This is a genomic window from Exiguobacterium sp. KJ 601 (genome assembly GCF_027161185.1).
GTDB lineage: Bacteria > Bacillota > Bacilli > Exiguobacteriales > Exiguobacteriaceae > Exiguobacterium > Exiguobacterium profundum.
Genome location: NZ_JADHZG010000001.1, coordinates 778,346 through 794,169, shown reverse-complemented (window position 1 = coordinate 794,169; position 15,824 = coordinate 778,346). Strand labels below are relative to the sequence as shown.

Here is a 15,824-nt window from a genome sequence, read left to right as displayed (position 1 = left end):
AAAAGGCGGCTCACTAGAGTCGCCTTCTGTCATTCTTGAATCAATTCATAAAACGTCATGAGGGTTTCCGCGAATTTCGTGTTCAATCGTTCGTACCCGAAGTGTGGGAATCCTTCCAATCGCCGGATATACACTTGGTCCCCACCGATTTTTCGACAAACATTCAACGTCAACTTCACGTCCGCAAACTGGTCGTCTGGTGCATAGAAACAGGCGAGCGGAAGGCGTGGCAGATGCTTCTTCTCTTCCTGATGCTCGACGATTTCTTCTTCGATCTCCCGATATTGCGCATATGTGATTTCTCCGAATCGGGACGACTCGTCTCCGCCGCCAGTAAATGTCATCATCCCAAGTGGCAAGTCAGGACGAAAACGGTCGACAGCACTTGCGACGACTTGTTTCAACCCACCGATTTGACGAGTGGCATGCCAATCAAACAATGGGGAGATATATGTGAGACTCCCGAGTGGCACATCGTACTCCTGTAAAAGGCGATTCGTTAAGAGTGCGCCAAGACTGAATGCCACGACATGAATCGGTAATTTATATTCTCCTGCCTCGCGCAATGCTCGCTTGATCAGTTGCTTATGGTCACCCGCCGTCAATCCAATCGATTGTTCGCGGACGACGATGACTTCATACTCGTCTTCGAGCCGTCGAATAAAGTTCTCGCTGATCCGTGACGTGAATTGTAACGGATACACGATGACGATGACTCCTTTTCGTACTTCTTCATTTGCCATACAGCCGTCACCTCGTTTATAGACTACATTCATTGTATCAAAAAAACATCAGCCGCAACTGATGTTTAAATAAAATCCGTCTGGAGGCTTAGCTCGGGTCATATCGTAAATGGATGAGTTCCATCGGGCGATCATACACCTCTTCCTGGATGCGATTCACTTCTTTGAAAGATTGATGCAAGAGGAAGGCGATTGCTTGCTCATTCGAATTCTCAACGTACACTTCCATCGGCTGTTCTTTTTTCGATTGAAGGTGGGCCAAAAAGGCTGCGCCGTAGCCGTTTCGATGATAATCGGGGTGCAGATAGAGGCGGAGCATCTCCCACATGTCACCGCGATCGATGGCATGACAAAATCCGATGACATCTTCTTCATATTCGCCAACGATAAAATACTGTTCTCGTGCTTCTTCACTTGAACTGATTGCTCGTACAATCTCTTCTTGCCGATACGCGCGTTCCATCGCTCTCGTTCGATTGGAATCATCCTGTGAAATGGTCGCCAGCGCGATGTTCCGAATCAGCGTCGCATCTTCTGGCACTGCTTCCCTCATGTTCATGACAGCTTCCCCCTTTTGGCCAATCTATTTGTATCATTCCCTATCCCGGTGTTTTTATCCTGCTCCTTCATTTCTTTTTCATGACGATTCATCAGAAAACGTTACGTAGACATTGCTCTAGGGTATAACACAACCAATGCCAATCAAACGAAGGAGTGGAACCACATGGAACCTAGACAAGAACATGACCCGAAAGTAGAACAGACAGCAAACCCGAACCGCCAATTCGATCAATTGGACGGGGGAAGTCCAAAAATCAGTGTCGTGACCGGGATGTTGCTCGGTGCACTCGTCGGTGGTCTACTCGCCTTACTTAGCTCCTCGAACCGGGAGCAGACAAAGCAATCCCTCTCGAATGCGAAATCGTCGGTCGGGGGCATCGTCAACGAAGTGAAACAAGATCCTGCCGGAAAGGCGTCTCAAGTCATTGAACAAGTGAAGTCGGCCTCGACAAAGATTCAAGAAGTCTCTACAGATGTCCAAAACGTATACGAAAAAGTCGTCGGGGAAGTCGATACCGTGAAAGAGGACGTCACTAAAATCGTCGAGACGGCTCAAGAGGCCAAGTCGGACTTACAGGACATCGGGGAGAAAGTCGTCGAAGCGAAGGATACGGCGCTTGGACAAGATCCGACAACCGATTCTTCATCCGATTCGAACAAACAGGTACCACCGACAGCATAAAAAAACGACCTTTCCTCGGAAAGGTCGTTTTTGATGATTACGCGAAACGTTTCGCGCCTTCTTCAAGAATGGCTGCTTTATCTGTTTGCTCCCATGGGAGTTCGATGTCTGTACGACCGAAGTGACCGTAAGCTGCCGTTTGTTTGTAAATTGGGCGACGAAGGTCAAGCATCTTGATGATGCCTGCTGGACGGAGATCGAAGTTCTCGCGAACGAGTTCAACGAGTTCCGTTTCGCTCAATTTACCTGTGCCGAACGTATCGACAGCGATTGATACTGGGTGTGCAACACCGATTGCGTATGCAAGTTGAACTTCTGCTTTATCAGCAAGTCCTGCTGCAACGATGTTTTTCGCTACATAGCGGGCTGCGTATGCCGCTGAACGGTCAACTTTTGTAGGATCTTTACCAGAGAATGCACCGCCACCGTGACGAGCGTATCCACCGTACGTATCGACGATGATCTTACGTCCAGTCAAACCTGCGTCCCCTTGTGGTCCACCGATTACGAAGCGACCAGTCGGGTTGATGAAGTATTTTGTTTCAGCATCGATGAGTTCAGCCGGAATGACTGCCTCGATGACATGTTTTTTCAAGTCTTCTTGAATTTGCTCAAGCGTGATTTCTTCAGCGTGTTGTGTCGAAATAACAATCGTATCGATGCGAACAGGGTTGTTGTCCTCATCATACTCGACCGTTACTTGCGTCTTCCCGTCCGGACGAAGGTACTCGAGCGTACCGTTCTTACGCACTTCAGCAAGACGACGTGACAACTTGTGTGCCAACGAGATTGGAAGCGGCATGAGCTCAGGTGTCTCGTTTGTCGCATATCCGAACATAAGACCTTGGTCTCCTGCACCGATTGCATCGAGTTCCTCTTCAGTCATCTGACCTTCACGTGCTTCAAGCGCCTGGTCAACACCTTGCGCGATGTCTACCGATTGCTCATCGATTGACGTCAAGACCGCACACGTTTCAGCATCAAAGCCATATTTCGCACGCGTGTATCCGATTTCGCGGATTGTTTCACGGACAACTTTCGGGATATCCACGTAAGTTGACGTTGTGATTTCACCAGCTACGAGTACAAGACCTGTTGTGACAGACGTTTCTGCCGCAACACGGGCATTCGGGTCTTCCGCTAAAATGGCATCCAAGATGGAGTCAGAGATCTGATCACAAATTTTGTCTGGATGTCCTTCAGTAACCGACTCTGAAGTAAAAAGTCGACGGTTCAATTTTGACATTCAAAAAACCTCCTATAATAAGGGTATTATGTGGACGGTACTCGTTCCCCTTACGCGTTGCTTTGGGACGGTAATGAAAAAAACCTCCCCCGATGACATACATGGGGAAAGGTTGAATCGTTCTTCCTTACCCTCTTATCGTTCGAAGCTAATGGCTTCGCTTCAGGATAGCACCTTTTCCGCACAAGACTTCATGTCGGACGGTTGCTGGGCTTCGTAGGGCCTTGTTCCCTCCACCGCTCAGAATAAGAGTATCCGTTACGAAAACCATCATATAAATGACACTCGATTATGTCAAGGGAATCGGACGAATTCGTAAAAGTTTTCACAGACTTGCAAAACATTTCTGTTTGTGAATCGTCAAACATTTTTTTATTTCGTTTCTTTTTTTTAACACCTTGTGATAAGAGAATGTGATAAAATGACTTTGTAAGAAAGCGCTTACTTAGAGAGAAGAAACGCTTGTGTTTAATTAGTGTGTCACATATAATTAAAAATGTCATACTGATTAATCGTAATCGCGGAAGTATGCGGATTTCATCCACATCTATTTAGGGGAAAGGTGGGATTCAGGATGGCGACAACGCTCCTGAAAATCGAAGAATTAATTAATGGTGCCGACATGTTACGGAACTTGACGGTTCCAGAGCTGGTGGAAGAAGCCATTCAAAATGGTGAAGGTGTACTGACAAAAGACGGGGCATTATCTGTCAGCACCGGTGCTTTTACCGGACGGTCACCGAAAGACAAATTCGTCGTACAAGATGAAGTCAGCAACAACCTCGTCGATTGGGGTAAAGTGAACCAACCGATCGCAGAAGAGAAGTTTTCAGCACTTCTTGACAAAGTTCTCGACCATTTAGAAAAGAAGGATAAGCTGTATTATCTAGAAGCATCCGCTGGTGCAGATGAACACTATACGTTGCCTGTCCGTGCCATTACGGAGTATGCGTGGCACAGTCTGTTCGCCAAACAATTGTTCTTACGCGAATGGCCGACGAAAGGTGCGTTCGACCCGTTCACGGTCATTTATGCACCGAGCTATAAAGCAGACCCTGCGGTCGATGGTACGAACTCTGAGACGTTCATTCTCGTCTCATTCGCCAAGCGCACGATTCTGATCGGGGGAACAGAATACGGTGGCGAAATTAAAAAATCTATCTTCTCCGTCATGAACTTCTTGCTACCTGAGCAGAACGTGTTATCGATGCACTGTTCAGCAAACGTCAACGATGCGAACGAAACGGCACTCTTCTTCGGATTGTCGGGCACTGGGAAGACAACGCTCTCGGCTGACCCTGAGCGTCACTTGATTGGAGACGACGAACACGGATGGTCACCGGACGGGGTCTTCAACATCGAAGGAGGTTGTTACGCGAAGACGATCAACTTGTCTCGTGAGAACGAACCTCAAATCTATGATGCGATTCGCTTCGGTTCATTGATTGAAAACGTCGTGTTGAATGAAGATCGTACACCGGACTATAAGAACATTTCCTTGACGGAAAACACACGTGCGGCATATCCAATCGAATTCATCGACAATGCGATGCTCCCATCTCGCGCAGGTCATCCGAATACGATTGTCTTCTTGACGGCAGATGCATATGGCGTCTTGCCTCCGATCAGCAAACTGACGAAAGAACAGGCGATGTACCACTTCTTGTCGGGTTATACGTCAAAACTTGCCGGCACCGAGCGCGGTGTCACAGAACCACAGGCGACATTCTCGACTTGCTTCGGTTCACCGTTCCTTCCGCTCGCTCCAGAGCGTTACGCGGATATGCTCGGTAAATTGATTGAGGAACACGACGTGGATGTCTACCTCGTCAACACAGGTTGGACTGGCGGTGCATACGGTGAAGGTTCACGTATGAAACTCGCTTACACGCGTGCGATGGTCAACGCCGCAGTCAACGGTCAACTTCGCGACGTCGAGACGAAGAAACATGACATTTTCAACGTCGAGATTCCAGTAGCCATCGAAGGCGTACCGAGTAACGTGCTCAATCCACGTGACACGTGGAGCGACCCAGCTCGCTACGATGTCGAGGCGAAGGCACTCGCGATGAAGTTTAAAGAGAACTTCACACGGTTCACGAAAGCGAGTGAATCAGTCATCGCAGCCGGTCCACTGGTCATCTAATACGAAAGCACCGACTCATCGAGTCGGTGCTTTTGCTTGTTGTAGCATCCATTCCATCGCTTGTTCGGTCGTCTCCCATTTATTCCAAAACGGGAGTTGGTGTCCGAACGGAAGCACCCAAAACTCGGCCTGCTCGCCTAATTTCTCGGCGACTGCCGTCGCATGGCGCAATCGGACCTGCTCATCATCCGTACCATGGATGATCAGCGTTGGAGCGCCCCATTCCTTATAGAGCGGAGAACGTTCCGTATATGCCGTTTCTGCCGATTCAGGGTCCCCGCCCGTCATGCGACGTAACATCTTCCGCATCGAGCGCTGCTCTTCATAGGTCCACTCTAGATTCGTCACACCGGCCCATGAAGTGACAGTGGTGACCGGTCGTTCAGATGCGAGAGAGAGTGCCATCATCCCACCGCGCGAAAAACCGAGTGCATGAATCGGTCGTCCACTCGTTTGGACGCGATCATAGAGTGAGAGTACGTCTTCTAAATCCTCTCCACCGAAGTCTTCTTTTCCCGTACCTCCGTGATTGCCTCGATAAACCGGGGCCACCACATGAAAACCACGTGCCGCAAATTGCATGAGTCGCGGCAACCGGACGTCTCCGATTCGTGCCGTCCCCCCTCGTAAGTACATCAATACCTGTCCGTTCGACCGTTTCGGTTCAATCGAATAGGCGACGACCTCTTCCCCATCATTTGTCGTATACCACCCACGCGTCACCCGATAACCGGCATAAGGTGGCAAGACGTCGACCCGATCAAACCAAGTGTTGCTCATGGAGCACCCTCATCGTTTCCGGTAAGACACGGTCTTTCATCATAAAGCTGTAACGTGGATTCCGTAGTAGGTTGTCCGGCAAGACATCGATCAAGACGGCCCCATCCGTCTCGTCGACTGCGGGATGATCTTCGAATCGTTCGATTTCCGCAAAATAAATGTTTTTGATGACGGTGTCGCCGCGGCCGAGCACACGATACTGCCCCATGTATCGTAATGTCTTGACGACGCCTCCGGTCTCTTCATATACTTCCCGGATGGCAGCGGCATCCTCATGTTCGCCCGGCTCGACTTTCCCACCTGGGAATTCGAGCCCTCGTTGCTTATGTTTCGTCAATACCCATTTGTCCTTATATCGGGCGACGACCCAGACGTGGAGCGGCGTGTCTGAGAACGGATAATGGGTGAAGCTTAACTCGACTTGATTATGATAGTAATCCTTGAATGTCTTCATAGTCCATCCCTTTCTTTCCCCTGTCTACTCTCACTTTACCTTGTCTGCACCCAGTTTCAAACAAAAAAATCGGTCCGACACGCGGACCGATTCGTTTTCTTATTGATTCAAGCGTTTTTCAAGTTCTGCTTTTTGTTCTTCATACCCTGGTTTACCGAGTAATGCGAACATGTTCGCTTTGTATGCTTCAACGCCAGGTTGGTTGAACGGGTTCACCCCGAGGATGTATCCGCTCATTGCACATGCTTTCTCGAAGAAGTAGAACAAGTAACCGAGGTGGTAAGGTGTCATCTCTGGCAATTCGACGACAAGGTTCGGTACGTCCCCATCTGTATGTGCGAGGAGCGTCCCTTCTGTCGCCTTGTCGTTCACGAATTGGATTGTTTCGCCTGCGAGGAAGTTCAAACCATCCAAGTCTTGTGCGTCTTCTGGGACATTCATTGTGTGACGGACTTCTTTCACACGGATGACTGTCTCGAACAAGTCGCGACGGCCTTCTTGAATGTATTGACCCATCGAGTGAAGATCAGTCGAGAAGTCGACAGCCGCAGGGAAGATCCCTTTGTTGTCTTTCCCTTCTGATTCTCCGTAAAGCTGTTTCCACCACTCTGACACGTAGTGTAGAGCTGGTTCGTAGTTGACGAGCATCTCAATCGATTTACCTTTCGCATAGAGAGCATTACGTACGACTGCATACTGATACGCTTCGTTCTCAGCCAATTCTGGCGAGCTGTAGGCGTTTTGTGCATCGCGTGCGCCTTCCATCAAAGCATCGATATCGATTCCTGCAGCGGCAATCGGAAGAAGTCCGACCGGTGTGAGGACAGAGAAACGTCCACCGACGTCATCTGGAATAACGAACGTCTCGTAACCTTCAGCGTCCGCGAGCGTCTTGAGGGCGCCACGGGCACGGTCTGTCGTCGCATAGATCCGCTCACGCGCTCCGTCTTGACCATACTTGTCTTCCATGAATTGCTTGAGGACACGGAATGCGATCGCAGGTTCTGTCGTCGTTCCTGATTTCGAGATGACGTTGATTGAGACGTCTTTCCCTTCAAGCACTTGAAGCAACTCTCTCATATACGTTGAAGAGATGTTATGGCCCGCATAGAATACTTGTGGCGCCTTGCGCTCTTCTTTTGACAATACGTTGAAGAACGAATGTTGAAGCATTTCGATCGCTGCACGGGCACCGAGGTAAGAACCTCCGATTCCGACGACGACGAGAACATCTGAATTCTCGCGAATTCGTTCCGCCGCAGCTTTGATTCGTGCGAACTCATCTTGATCGTATTCGGTCGGAAGGTCGACCCACCCAAGAAAATCACTTCCGGCACCGCTCCGCTCGTGAATCACCGAGTGGAGAGTTTTTACCGTTTCTTGCATTTGGTCAATTTCATGCTTCCCTACGAATGAGAGCGCGTTTGAATAATCGAAACGTACAGTTGACATGTCATTTCCTCCTTTAAATCGCTCGTAAAAGAGCCATACATGACCCATCATAAACGGAAAGTCTAGATTCGTTCAATCATTATTGCAAAATAGGCAAGAAATCGCCTTATTTACTTAGTTCGAGAATATGCGCAACATCTTCCCGTTCGAGCGTACGGAAACGACCAAATGCACCACGTTTCATCGCAGAATCAAGAATCGCATCGAATGTCGACTCATCGATATCGTAGTCACGAAGCGAGTTCGGTGCACCGAGTTGATCGAAGAACGCACGGATGGCCTCGATTGTACGCTTCCCTGTCTCTAAATCCGTTGCACCTGGCTCCACATCGAACACTTCCGTACCGAGTCGAGCAAAGCGAGCCGCATTGTCTTCATCCAACACATGTTCCATCCAACGTGGGAAGAGGATCGCGAGGCCCCCAGCATGCGGGATGTCATGGACAGCAGATACGGCGTGTTCGATGTTGTGCGATGCCCAGTCACCGGCTGCACCCATTTGAAGTACACCGTTCAATGCCATCGTACCTGAGAATAAGATGATGGCACGGAGGTCTACGTTTTCTAAATCGTTGACGAGTTTGGGTGCCGATTCGACGACCGCTTTCAACACACCTTCTGTCATGCGTTCTTGTACCGGCGCATGGTTCGGGTGGAAGTATTGCTCGAAACAGTGGCTCATCATGTCGACGATGCCATAAATTGTCTGGTCTTTTGGAACCGACACGGTGTAACGTGGATCGAGGATCGAGAATGTCGGGAATACAAGTGGGTGACCCCAACCGAACTTCTCTTGAGTCTCCCAGTTCGTGATGACCGATCCCGAGTTCATCTCCGACCCTGTCGCAGCGAGTGTAAGGACTGTCCCGAATGGTACCGCCTCTGTCGGGATATGTTCACGAAGTACGATGTCCCACGCGTCCCCGTCATATGGAATCGCTGCTGAAATCAGTTTTGTGCAGTCGATGACGGAACCGCCACCGACAGCTAGCAAGGCATCAACGTCCTCTTCACGCGCAAATTTCACCGCACGACGTACAGTCTCAATCCGTGGGTTCGGTTCAACACCTGAGAAGTCTACGTATGAGATACCGGCTTTTTCAAGCTCGGCCACGACTTCATCGTACGTCCCGTTCTTTTTGATGCTTCCGCCACCATAGACGAGCATCACTTTCTTCGCGTCAAGCGCTTCTAGTTCTCCACCTAATTTTTCGACCTGATGTGTCCCAAAAATTAGTTTTGTCGGGTTTTTGTATTCAAAGTTGTGCATAAGTTAACCTCCCATAGAAATATGTAACACCTACACTATATACCCTGTTTTCACGGAATGAAAAGTATCGTGCTTACTGATAGATACGGTCGATGATGTGATGCAAGATGACCGCTTCCTCCGCTTGCCGATAGTTCGGCTCTTCTCCACAGGCCTCAAGGAAAAGTCGGATTTGCCGCTCATACGGGTCGTGTTCAGTCAAATAAGCTGGTCGCTCGTCAAACAATGCACCAAATTTCTCCGTGTGAAGTGTGAGCGGGAACAGACTGGCTCCGGATTTCGTGCCGCGACATTCCACTCGCATCGTATCTTTTTCCTCGATATTGGCCATGTAGCTGACGTCGAGTAATAAGGATGCTCCGTTTTCAAACGTGACCATCGCTCTCGCCGTATCCTCGACTGTGAGTGAACTCGCGTCCCATTCCCCCAGCAAGCCGACACCAGGACGATTCCCTAAGTACTGACCGACATGACCGACGACCTCTCTCGGTTTCGGGTATCCCATCAAATGAAGCGCCAGGTCTAACATATGCACACCTATGTCGAGTAATGCACCCCCGCCTTGCAGTTCTTTATTCGTGAAGACACCCCATCCCGGAATTCCACGCCGTCGAAGCGCGAGCGCCGTCGCTGCATAGATGTCTCCGAGTTCACCCGCATCAATCATTCGCTTCAACAGAACCGTATCCTCACGATGTCGGTAATGGAATCCGTAATGCAATGTTTTTCCGGCTCGTTTTGCCGCTTCCAACATCTCGATCGCTTCATTCTCTGAGATTCCCGGTGGCTTCTCACAGAGAACGTGACATCCTGCTTCAAGCGCAAGCAGCACTTGCTCTTTATGTAAGGCGTTTGGTGTACATATACTGACCGCATCGAGATTTTCGCGTGAAAGCATCTCTTCGACCGCCTCATAAAGGTTCGGGATGCCGAACTGTCGTGCGACACGTTCCCCGTTTGCCCGTGTCCGGTTCATGACCGCTACCACATCCATGCCTGCTTTGACATAATTCGGGATATGGGCACTTGTCGCAATTCCTCCCGTTCCGATGATGCCAATCTTCATGCCATCCCCTCCTATTCGCTTTACAGTTTCGTCATTCAATCCGCCGATTCCTGTAAAATAAAAAAGGTGACCCGTTTAGAACGGGCCACCTTGGGACACTTACTTCTTGAAGTTTGTGTTTTTGATCCAGTCTTCAAGTTTGTCTTTGAGGACTGTGAATCCTGGAGCTTCTTCTTGCTTGAAGTTTGAAGATGCTTCGTTGCGGCGTGGCGCACGACGAGCTGGCTTCGCAGACTTCTCGCGTTTTGGAGCTTCTTGAGTCGCTTTCATTGAAAGCTTGATTTTTTTAGAAGCTTCGTCCACTTCAAGGATTTTCACTTCAACTTCTTGACCAACTTGAACGTAATCGTTTACGTCTTTTACGTAGTCGTGTGAGATTTCTGAAATGTGTACAAGACCTTGAGTCTCATCGTCGAGTGCTACGAAAGCACCGAAAGGTTGGATTCCTGTTACTTTACCTGTTAATACTTGATCTTTTTCGTATTTTGCCATTACAAACAACTCCTATGCTAAATTCATCAACTTACTATAACATACTTTTTTCGATAAAGTGTAGAATTTAGCAAAAAAGATTATTTTTGACGTGTTGGTATGTTTTAAAGTCGAAGTGCGGGGTAAATACAAATCAAGCAAGACTTCAAGTATTCCCCCCTGATTCCGCTAGGCGACTCGCCTAGCCTTTTTTTGTTCAAAATGTCGTAAACGGCTTCTGATGACGAATCGGATAGATCGTTTCTCCAGCCATGTCGTTCAAAATGACCGCATTTCGATAGACTGCCATCCCGAGATTCGTCGCAGCCGGACCATGTGAATGCTCTATATTCGTGTGCGTAAACAACTTTCCGCCTAGCGACTCGCTCATGATCACCTCATACGTGTCACGGACTGCCCATTCTCCCTCTACTTCCCATACAACCGGGAGCTGATCTATCCAAGATGGGATCACCGGGCGATACCCCGTCGCCACGACAACGAGATCGTACTCTCTTTCAATCACTTCTCCCGTATACCGTTGGGTCCCTTTCAAACGATGTGTTAACCAATCATAAGAAATCGATTCCACTTCGACCTGTGTCATCATATCAGCCTTCGTCGCTTCCGCTTCTGCCGTCCGATGATACAAGGTCTCATAGATCGAGGTCATCGTCTCAGGATTGACACCATGACGGAAACGCTCGAATGACCCGAGTAGCTCTTGCCGAGCGTCGTACGGTAGCTTATGAAAATAATCGACATAATCCACACTAAAAATTTCATCCCCAAGCTTGCCTGCTTCGAGTGACTCAAATTGTTCGGAGCGTGTGATCCAGTCGACGCGTTGTTCATCCGTCGCTTCACGCAACAAGTCCAGAAATACTTCCGCCGCACTCTGTCCGCTCCCCACGACCGCGACACGATATCGGTCTTTGAGGACGTCCCGGTACGTCAAATAATCGCTCGTATGAATGACTTGTTCAAACCCGTCCGGCACGAATGGCGCCGCCCCTGTCCCTAGGACGAGATGTTTTGTATGAACTTGTGTCGATCGACCATCTGATTCGACGGTCACGAGGAAGCCCTCTTCTTCCACTACAACGTCAGACACATAATGATTGAAACGAATCGTCGACAGTTGATTTACAACCCATCGCAAGTAACGATTGTATTCCGTTCGAGGAATCTTATCTTGTTCTTGCGTGATAAATGTTTGGAGTCGACCCGTATCACTCAAATAGTTCAGAAAACTCGCCGAATGGGTCGGGTCCGCCAACGTGACGAGATCTTGTAAATAATGCGTTTGCATCGTCATCCCTTCAATCAACATGCCTTCATGCCACATCATCTCCGCGCGTTGCTCAAAGCAAATCCCATGCAGTTCAGTTTTTTCCGCAAGGGCCATGAGACCAAGATTATACGGACCACACCCGATTGCAACAAAGTCAAATCGTTTCATCATCTTCACCTCGCCCGTCTTTTCCCTTTCGTTATATCGCTAAAACGCCAAAGAACTCTCACGAATGAGAGTCCTTGGCTACTGTGACTTCAAATTGTTTCATGAAACGTTGAATCCGAAGAATCGCTTCTTGTAGTTGTTCGAGCGAAGTCGCATAACTCGCCCGGACGAATCCTTCCCCGCTCTCACCGAAGGCATTTCCAGGAACAACGGCGACACGTTCTTCGATGAGAAGACGTTCTGCAAATTCCTCACTCGTCAATCCAGTATGTCGAATCGAAGGAAAAGCATAAAATGCTCCACCTGGCACGTGCGTCGGTAATCCCGCCTCGTTCAGCGCTTGAATGAAATAGTTCCGACGTTGACGATAACTTTTCACCATGCTCGGCACGTGCTGCTCACGAGTCCGAAGTGCCTCGAGTCCACCGAATTGAACGAGCGTAGGTGCACACATCATGCCATATTGATGGACCTTCAACATCTCTCGCGTCACAACTTCGGGCGCGCATGTGAAGCCAAGACGCCATCCTGTCATTGCGAATGCTTTTGAGAAACCATTCACAACAATCGTCCGGTCTCGCATGTCGTGGAGCGTCGCGAAGCTGACGAATGGGTCGTCATAACAAAGTTCCGCATAAATCTCATCGCTGACGACCCAAAGGTCATACTTTGTCGCGAGTTCTGCGATTTGCGCGAGTTCGTCGCCATTCATCGTAGCGCCCGTTGGATTAGACGGGAAGCAGAGCAAGATCGCTTTCGTTCGTTCTGTGATGGCTTGCTCGACGTCATCTCGATCGAGTCGAAACCCTTTCTCTGGACGACACGCAACAGGCACGACGGTTCCACCTGCCAACTCGATGAGTGGACCATATGAAACGAATGCCGGTTCGACCACGATGACCTCGTCCCCTGGATTGAGAAGGGCACGGAATGCGATATCGAGCGCCTGCGATGCCCCTGTCGTGACAATCAATTCAGACGTCGGATCGTACTCGACTAAAAAGCGTTCTTTCATATAAGTTGCAATCTCTTCACGCAACTCGATGAGACCGGCGTTAGCACTATAGGCCGTATATCCTTCTTCGAGTGCGGCATAGCTCGCTTCTCGCACGTTCCACGGTGTGATGAAATCCGGTTCTCCCACCCCGAGAGAGACCACGTTATCCATCGTCTGTGCTAAGTCGAAGAAACGGCGAATGCCCGATGGCTTCATCGAGACGACTTGATTTGATAAAGACTTCATGGCGTGATGTTCAACCGCTTATCTTCAGTTTGTGGGGTGAACAAGATCCCGTCATGTTTGTACGTCTTCAATTTGAAGTGAGTTGTCGTCGACAAAACCGAATCAAGCGGCGAAAGCTTGTCTGAGACAAATGAGGCAACATCTTGAAGTGAGTTTGCCCGGATGACGACTTGAAGGTCATAAGCACCCGACATCAAATAAAGCGCCGTCACTTCTGGGAAGCGATAAATACGCTCGGCCACGTCGTCAAATCCGCGCCCTCGTTTCGGAGTCACTTTAACGTCAATGAAGGCAGTGACATCGTGGCGATTGATTTTTTGCCAATTGACCATGGCACGAAATCCAAGGAGAATCCCGTCTTGCTTGAACTTCTCGAGCATCGACTCAATCGTCTCTTCATCGAGTGCCAACAAGTCAGCCAACATCTTCGTCTCGAGATACCCCTTTTCTTCTAACAATTCTAACAACTCAAGTTCTTTTGATGAATACATACTTATTCTCCTTCCGTTCGACCAGGTAGCACGCCTGTGAACGTTCTCTCTGTCTGTCTCACGTATGAACGTCGTTCCTCCTGAACGATATGGAAATTCTTCATCTCCATGTCTGTCAGACCGTGCTTTTGACAAAAACAATCAAAATAACGACGTCTCGTTTCATCCTGTATTGCTGATAGGTTGTCGGTCCCGTTGAACGCGTACAGTACCGTCGCACGCGCCGGGTGTGACACGGTGAATGCATCCATTACCCTTAACAAGAAATCCCAATCCCAGTAGTTATAGACGTCTTCGTCGAATAGACCAATCGTGTCATGAATCGATTTGCGATACATCGTACCCGAAGGAATAAACGTCGAGTCCTGACGCATCCGCTCTCGATCGAACGCGTAAGCGAACGGTTCCCAGTCCGTCACAACACGACGGCCCCCTCTCCATTCGAAGCGGAACAGCTCAGCGTCCGAATAGACGAGGTCAGCCTGTTGAAGGTCGCGTAGCCCTGCCTCTAGATGTGTCGGCATGAGCAAATCGTCATCGTCTAGTAACAAGATGACATCGCCTCTCGCTTCGAGAACACCACGATTACGGGCACGAACATGATGGTTTTCACCCACTTCGATGACACGTGCATCCAATTGATTCAAAAAAGGCGCCAAAAGGTGTTGTTTTGGCGGCCCTTCATTATTCATGACCAAGACCTCAAACTGCTGAAATGTTTGGACCGTTAGACTTTCAAGCAGTTCCGTCAGTTCCGTCTCGCGTTTATAAGCCGGAATGACAATCGAGACAATCGGTTTCATCCGCGATATGCCGTCTCAACGAGTGGAAGAATTGCTTCCCAGCTCACACCGTTCTCCTTTGATACGGTCACAAAGTCACCATAAGCAAAGACACTCTCCACGCCTTCGATTTCAACTAACTTGGCGAGAAGCGGTTGATCTGTCGCTTCGCCCGCCTTCACACTTTGACTCTTGGCGCCAAACACGTTCTCTGGAAGTGTCACTTTCATCGCATTCGGATTCGGTGTTGGATCAATTCGTAACATTATTGGTTCCTCCTTATAGTTGGCAAGATGACGATACGAGGAGTCGCTGCGCCATCTCGAAAATCTCTGTTTCTGGTGGACACGCATCGAACGCTTCAAGAAGCGTTCGGCGAATCACTTCGGTCAATTGTTCGGGAGAATCGACATAGGTTAATGCCATCATGACTTCATCAAACTCAGGTCCGTATGAACCTGCCCCATAACCGAGTGGGTCCCATGTTAATAATAAGTCTTCTGTACGCACTTGTTAAACCCTTCTTTTCGCTAAAATTCCATGTCCTACTTCACCAATCTACCTTACTTTTTACTCGGATACCAGCCTTGACAAATGGATTCATATTTCTTGATTCATCAGAACACTATATCTAGTATGAAATGAAGATGCAGGTATTTTGATAAGTAACGTCAAATACAATCCATTCCACCTCAAACAAACGGATGAAATGTTTCATCAAGAGTGATGAAATCGAATTCATCAATTTGTGAAAAAACAAGCAAAGACAATACATAATTTTTTTCATCTCAGTTCTCTGTCTCAAATTGGGTCATGAAGCCCTTTTGGAGCAAAAGCAAAAAGGTGACGGGCACATTCCAGAATGTCAAGGATTGAAAAACTAAATATAGGTGTTTTATGATTAAAAAGATAAAAAAGTGTCAATATATAGTTAACGGGTATTTTGATCGTTAACACGATATTGTGACAGGTAAG

The 15,824-nt window shown here is 48.7% G+C and carries 17 protein-coding genes and 1 riboswitch; of the genes, 2 read left to right on the top strand and 15 right to left on the bottom strand.

Features of this window, described 5'->3' with window-relative positions; genetic code table 11:
- Positions 1-29 precede the first annotated feature (29 nt).
- Both IRJ25_RS04050 and IRJ25_RS04045 read right to left on the bottom strand, forming a co-directional pair.
- Positions 30-743 carry an alpha/beta hydrolase gene (locus IRJ25_RS04050; RefSeq protein WP_074036433.1) on the bottom strand — a complete coding sequence of 238 codons (714 nt, stop codon included), beginning with the start codon at positions 741-743 and terminating at the stop codon, positions 30-32.
- Positions 744-831: 88 nt separating this feature from the next.
- Positions 832-1,302: a GNAT family N-acetyltransferase gene (locus tag IRJ25_RS04045; protein ID WP_159562569.1), complete on the bottom strand. Its 471-nt coding sequence runs from the start codon at positions 1,300-1,302 to the stop codon at positions 832-834.
- Between the two features lie 165 nt (positions 1,303-1,467).
- Here IRJ25_RS04045 and IRJ25_RS04040 point away from each other — a divergent pair, with 165 nt between their 5' ends.
- Entirely contained in the window at positions 1,468-1,986 is a 519-nt protein-coding gene (locus tag IRJ25_RS04040; protein ID WP_196430939.1) for a hypothetical protein, read from the top strand.
- 37 nt (positions 1,987-2,023) lie between these two features.
- Here the strand turns inward: IRJ25_RS04040 and metK are convergent, their stop codons facing one another.
- Positions 2,024-3,232 carry a methionine adenosyltransferase gene (gene metK, locus IRJ25_RS04035; protein WP_012726792.1) on the bottom strand — a complete coding sequence of 403 codons (1,209 nt, stop codon included), beginning with the start codon at positions 3,230-3,232 and terminating at the stop codon, positions 2,024-2,026.
- A 132-nt stretch (positions 3,233-3,364) separates the two neighbouring features.
- A riboswitch (SAM riboswitch) is annotated at positions 3,365-3,484 on the bottom strand.
- Positions 3,485-3,806: 322 nt separating this feature from the next.
- Here metK and pckA point away from each other — a divergent pair.
- Positions 3,807-5,378, top strand: a complete 1,572-nt coding sequence (pckA, locus tag IRJ25_RS04030; protein ID WP_215243795.1) for a phosphoenolpyruvate carboxykinase (ATP) — start codon at positions 3,807-3,809, stop codon at positions 5,376-5,378.
- 15 nt (positions 5,379-5,393) lie between these two features.
- Here the strand turns inward: pckA and IRJ25_RS04025 are convergent, their stop codons facing one another.
- The 12 genes from IRJ25_RS04025 to IRJ25_RS03970 form a co-directional block, all read right to left on the bottom strand.
- Complete coding sequence (locus IRJ25_RS04025; protein WP_269317821.1) at positions 5,394-6,158, bottom strand: alpha/beta hydrolase family protein; 765 nt, start codon at positions 6,156-6,158, stop codon at positions 5,394-5,396.
- The gene (gene ytkD, locus IRJ25_RS04020) at positions 6,139-6,612 is read right to left on the bottom strand and encodes an RNA deprotection pyrophosphohydrolase (protein ID WP_159562573.1); all 474 of its coding nucleotides are present in this window, start codon (positions 6,610-6,612) and stop codon (positions 6,139-6,141) included. Before ytkD ends, IRJ25_RS04025 begins: the two co-directional genes overlap by 20 nt.
- A gap of 99 nt (positions 6,613-6,711) precedes the next feature.
- Complete coding sequence (locus IRJ25_RS04015; protein ID WP_074036426.1) at positions 6,712-8,064, bottom strand: glucose-6-phosphate isomerase; 1,353 nt, start codon at positions 8,062-8,064, stop codon at positions 6,712-6,714.
- Between the two features lie 106 nt (positions 8,065-8,170).
- The gene (locus IRJ25_RS04010) at positions 8,171-9,334 is read right to left on the bottom strand and encodes an iron-containing alcohol dehydrogenase (protein ID WP_159562574.1); all 1,164 of its coding nucleotides are present in this window, start codon (positions 9,332-9,334) and stop codon (positions 8,171-8,173) included.
- 73 nt (positions 9,335-9,407) lie between these two features.
- Positions 9,408-10,400, bottom strand: a complete 993-nt coding sequence (locus IRJ25_RS04005) for a Gfo/Idh/MocA family protein (RefSeq protein ID WP_269317820.1) — start codon at positions 10,398-10,400, stop codon at positions 9,408-9,410.
- Positions 10,401-10,499: 99 nt separating this feature from the next.
- On the bottom strand, positions 10,500-10,892 hold the full coding sequence (gene yugI, locus IRJ25_RS04000) for a S1 domain-containing post-transcriptional regulator GSP13 (RefSeq protein WP_074033496.1): 393 nt from the start codon (positions 10,890-10,892) through the stop codon (positions 10,500-10,502).
- Positions 10,893-11,088: 196 nt separating this feature from the next.
- Positions 11,089-12,333, bottom strand: a complete 1,245-nt coding sequence (locus tag IRJ25_RS03995; protein WP_269317819.1) for a lysine N(6)-hydroxylase/L-ornithine N(5)-oxygenase family protein — start codon at positions 12,331-12,333, stop codon at positions 11,089-11,091.
- Between the two features lie 58 nt (positions 12,334-12,391).
- A complete protein-coding gene (locus IRJ25_RS03990) occupies positions 12,392-13,576 on the bottom strand; it encodes an aminotransferase (protein ID WP_159562577.1) in 1,185 nt (394 codons plus the stop codon).
- Complete coding sequence (locus IRJ25_RS03985; RefSeq protein WP_012726802.1) at positions 13,573-14,067, bottom strand: Lrp/AsnC family transcriptional regulator; 495 nt, start codon at positions 14,065-14,067, stop codon at positions 13,573-13,575. The genes IRJ25_RS03990 and IRJ25_RS03985 overlap by 4 nt, the downstream gene beginning before the upstream one ends.
- Before the next feature lie 2 nt (positions 14,068-14,069).
- On the bottom strand, positions 14,070-14,870 hold the full coding sequence (locus tag IRJ25_RS03980) for a glycosyltransferase family 2 protein (protein WP_269317818.1): 801 nt from the start codon (positions 14,868-14,870) through the stop codon (positions 14,070-14,072).
- Positions 14,867-15,115, bottom strand: coding sequence for a NifU N-terminal domain-containing protein (locus IRJ25_RS03975; protein ID WP_074036416.1), 249 nt, complete (start codon positions 15,113-15,115; stop codon positions 14,867-14,869). Before IRJ25_RS03975 ends, IRJ25_RS03980 begins: the two co-directional genes overlap by 4 nt.
- Positions 15,116-15,128: 13 nt before the next feature.
- Positions 15,129-15,359, bottom strand: a complete 231-nt coding sequence (locus tag IRJ25_RS03970; protein ID WP_074036415.1) for a DUF1871 family protein — start codon at positions 15,357-15,359, stop codon at positions 15,129-15,131.
- Positions 15,360-15,824 lie beyond the last annotated feature (465 nt).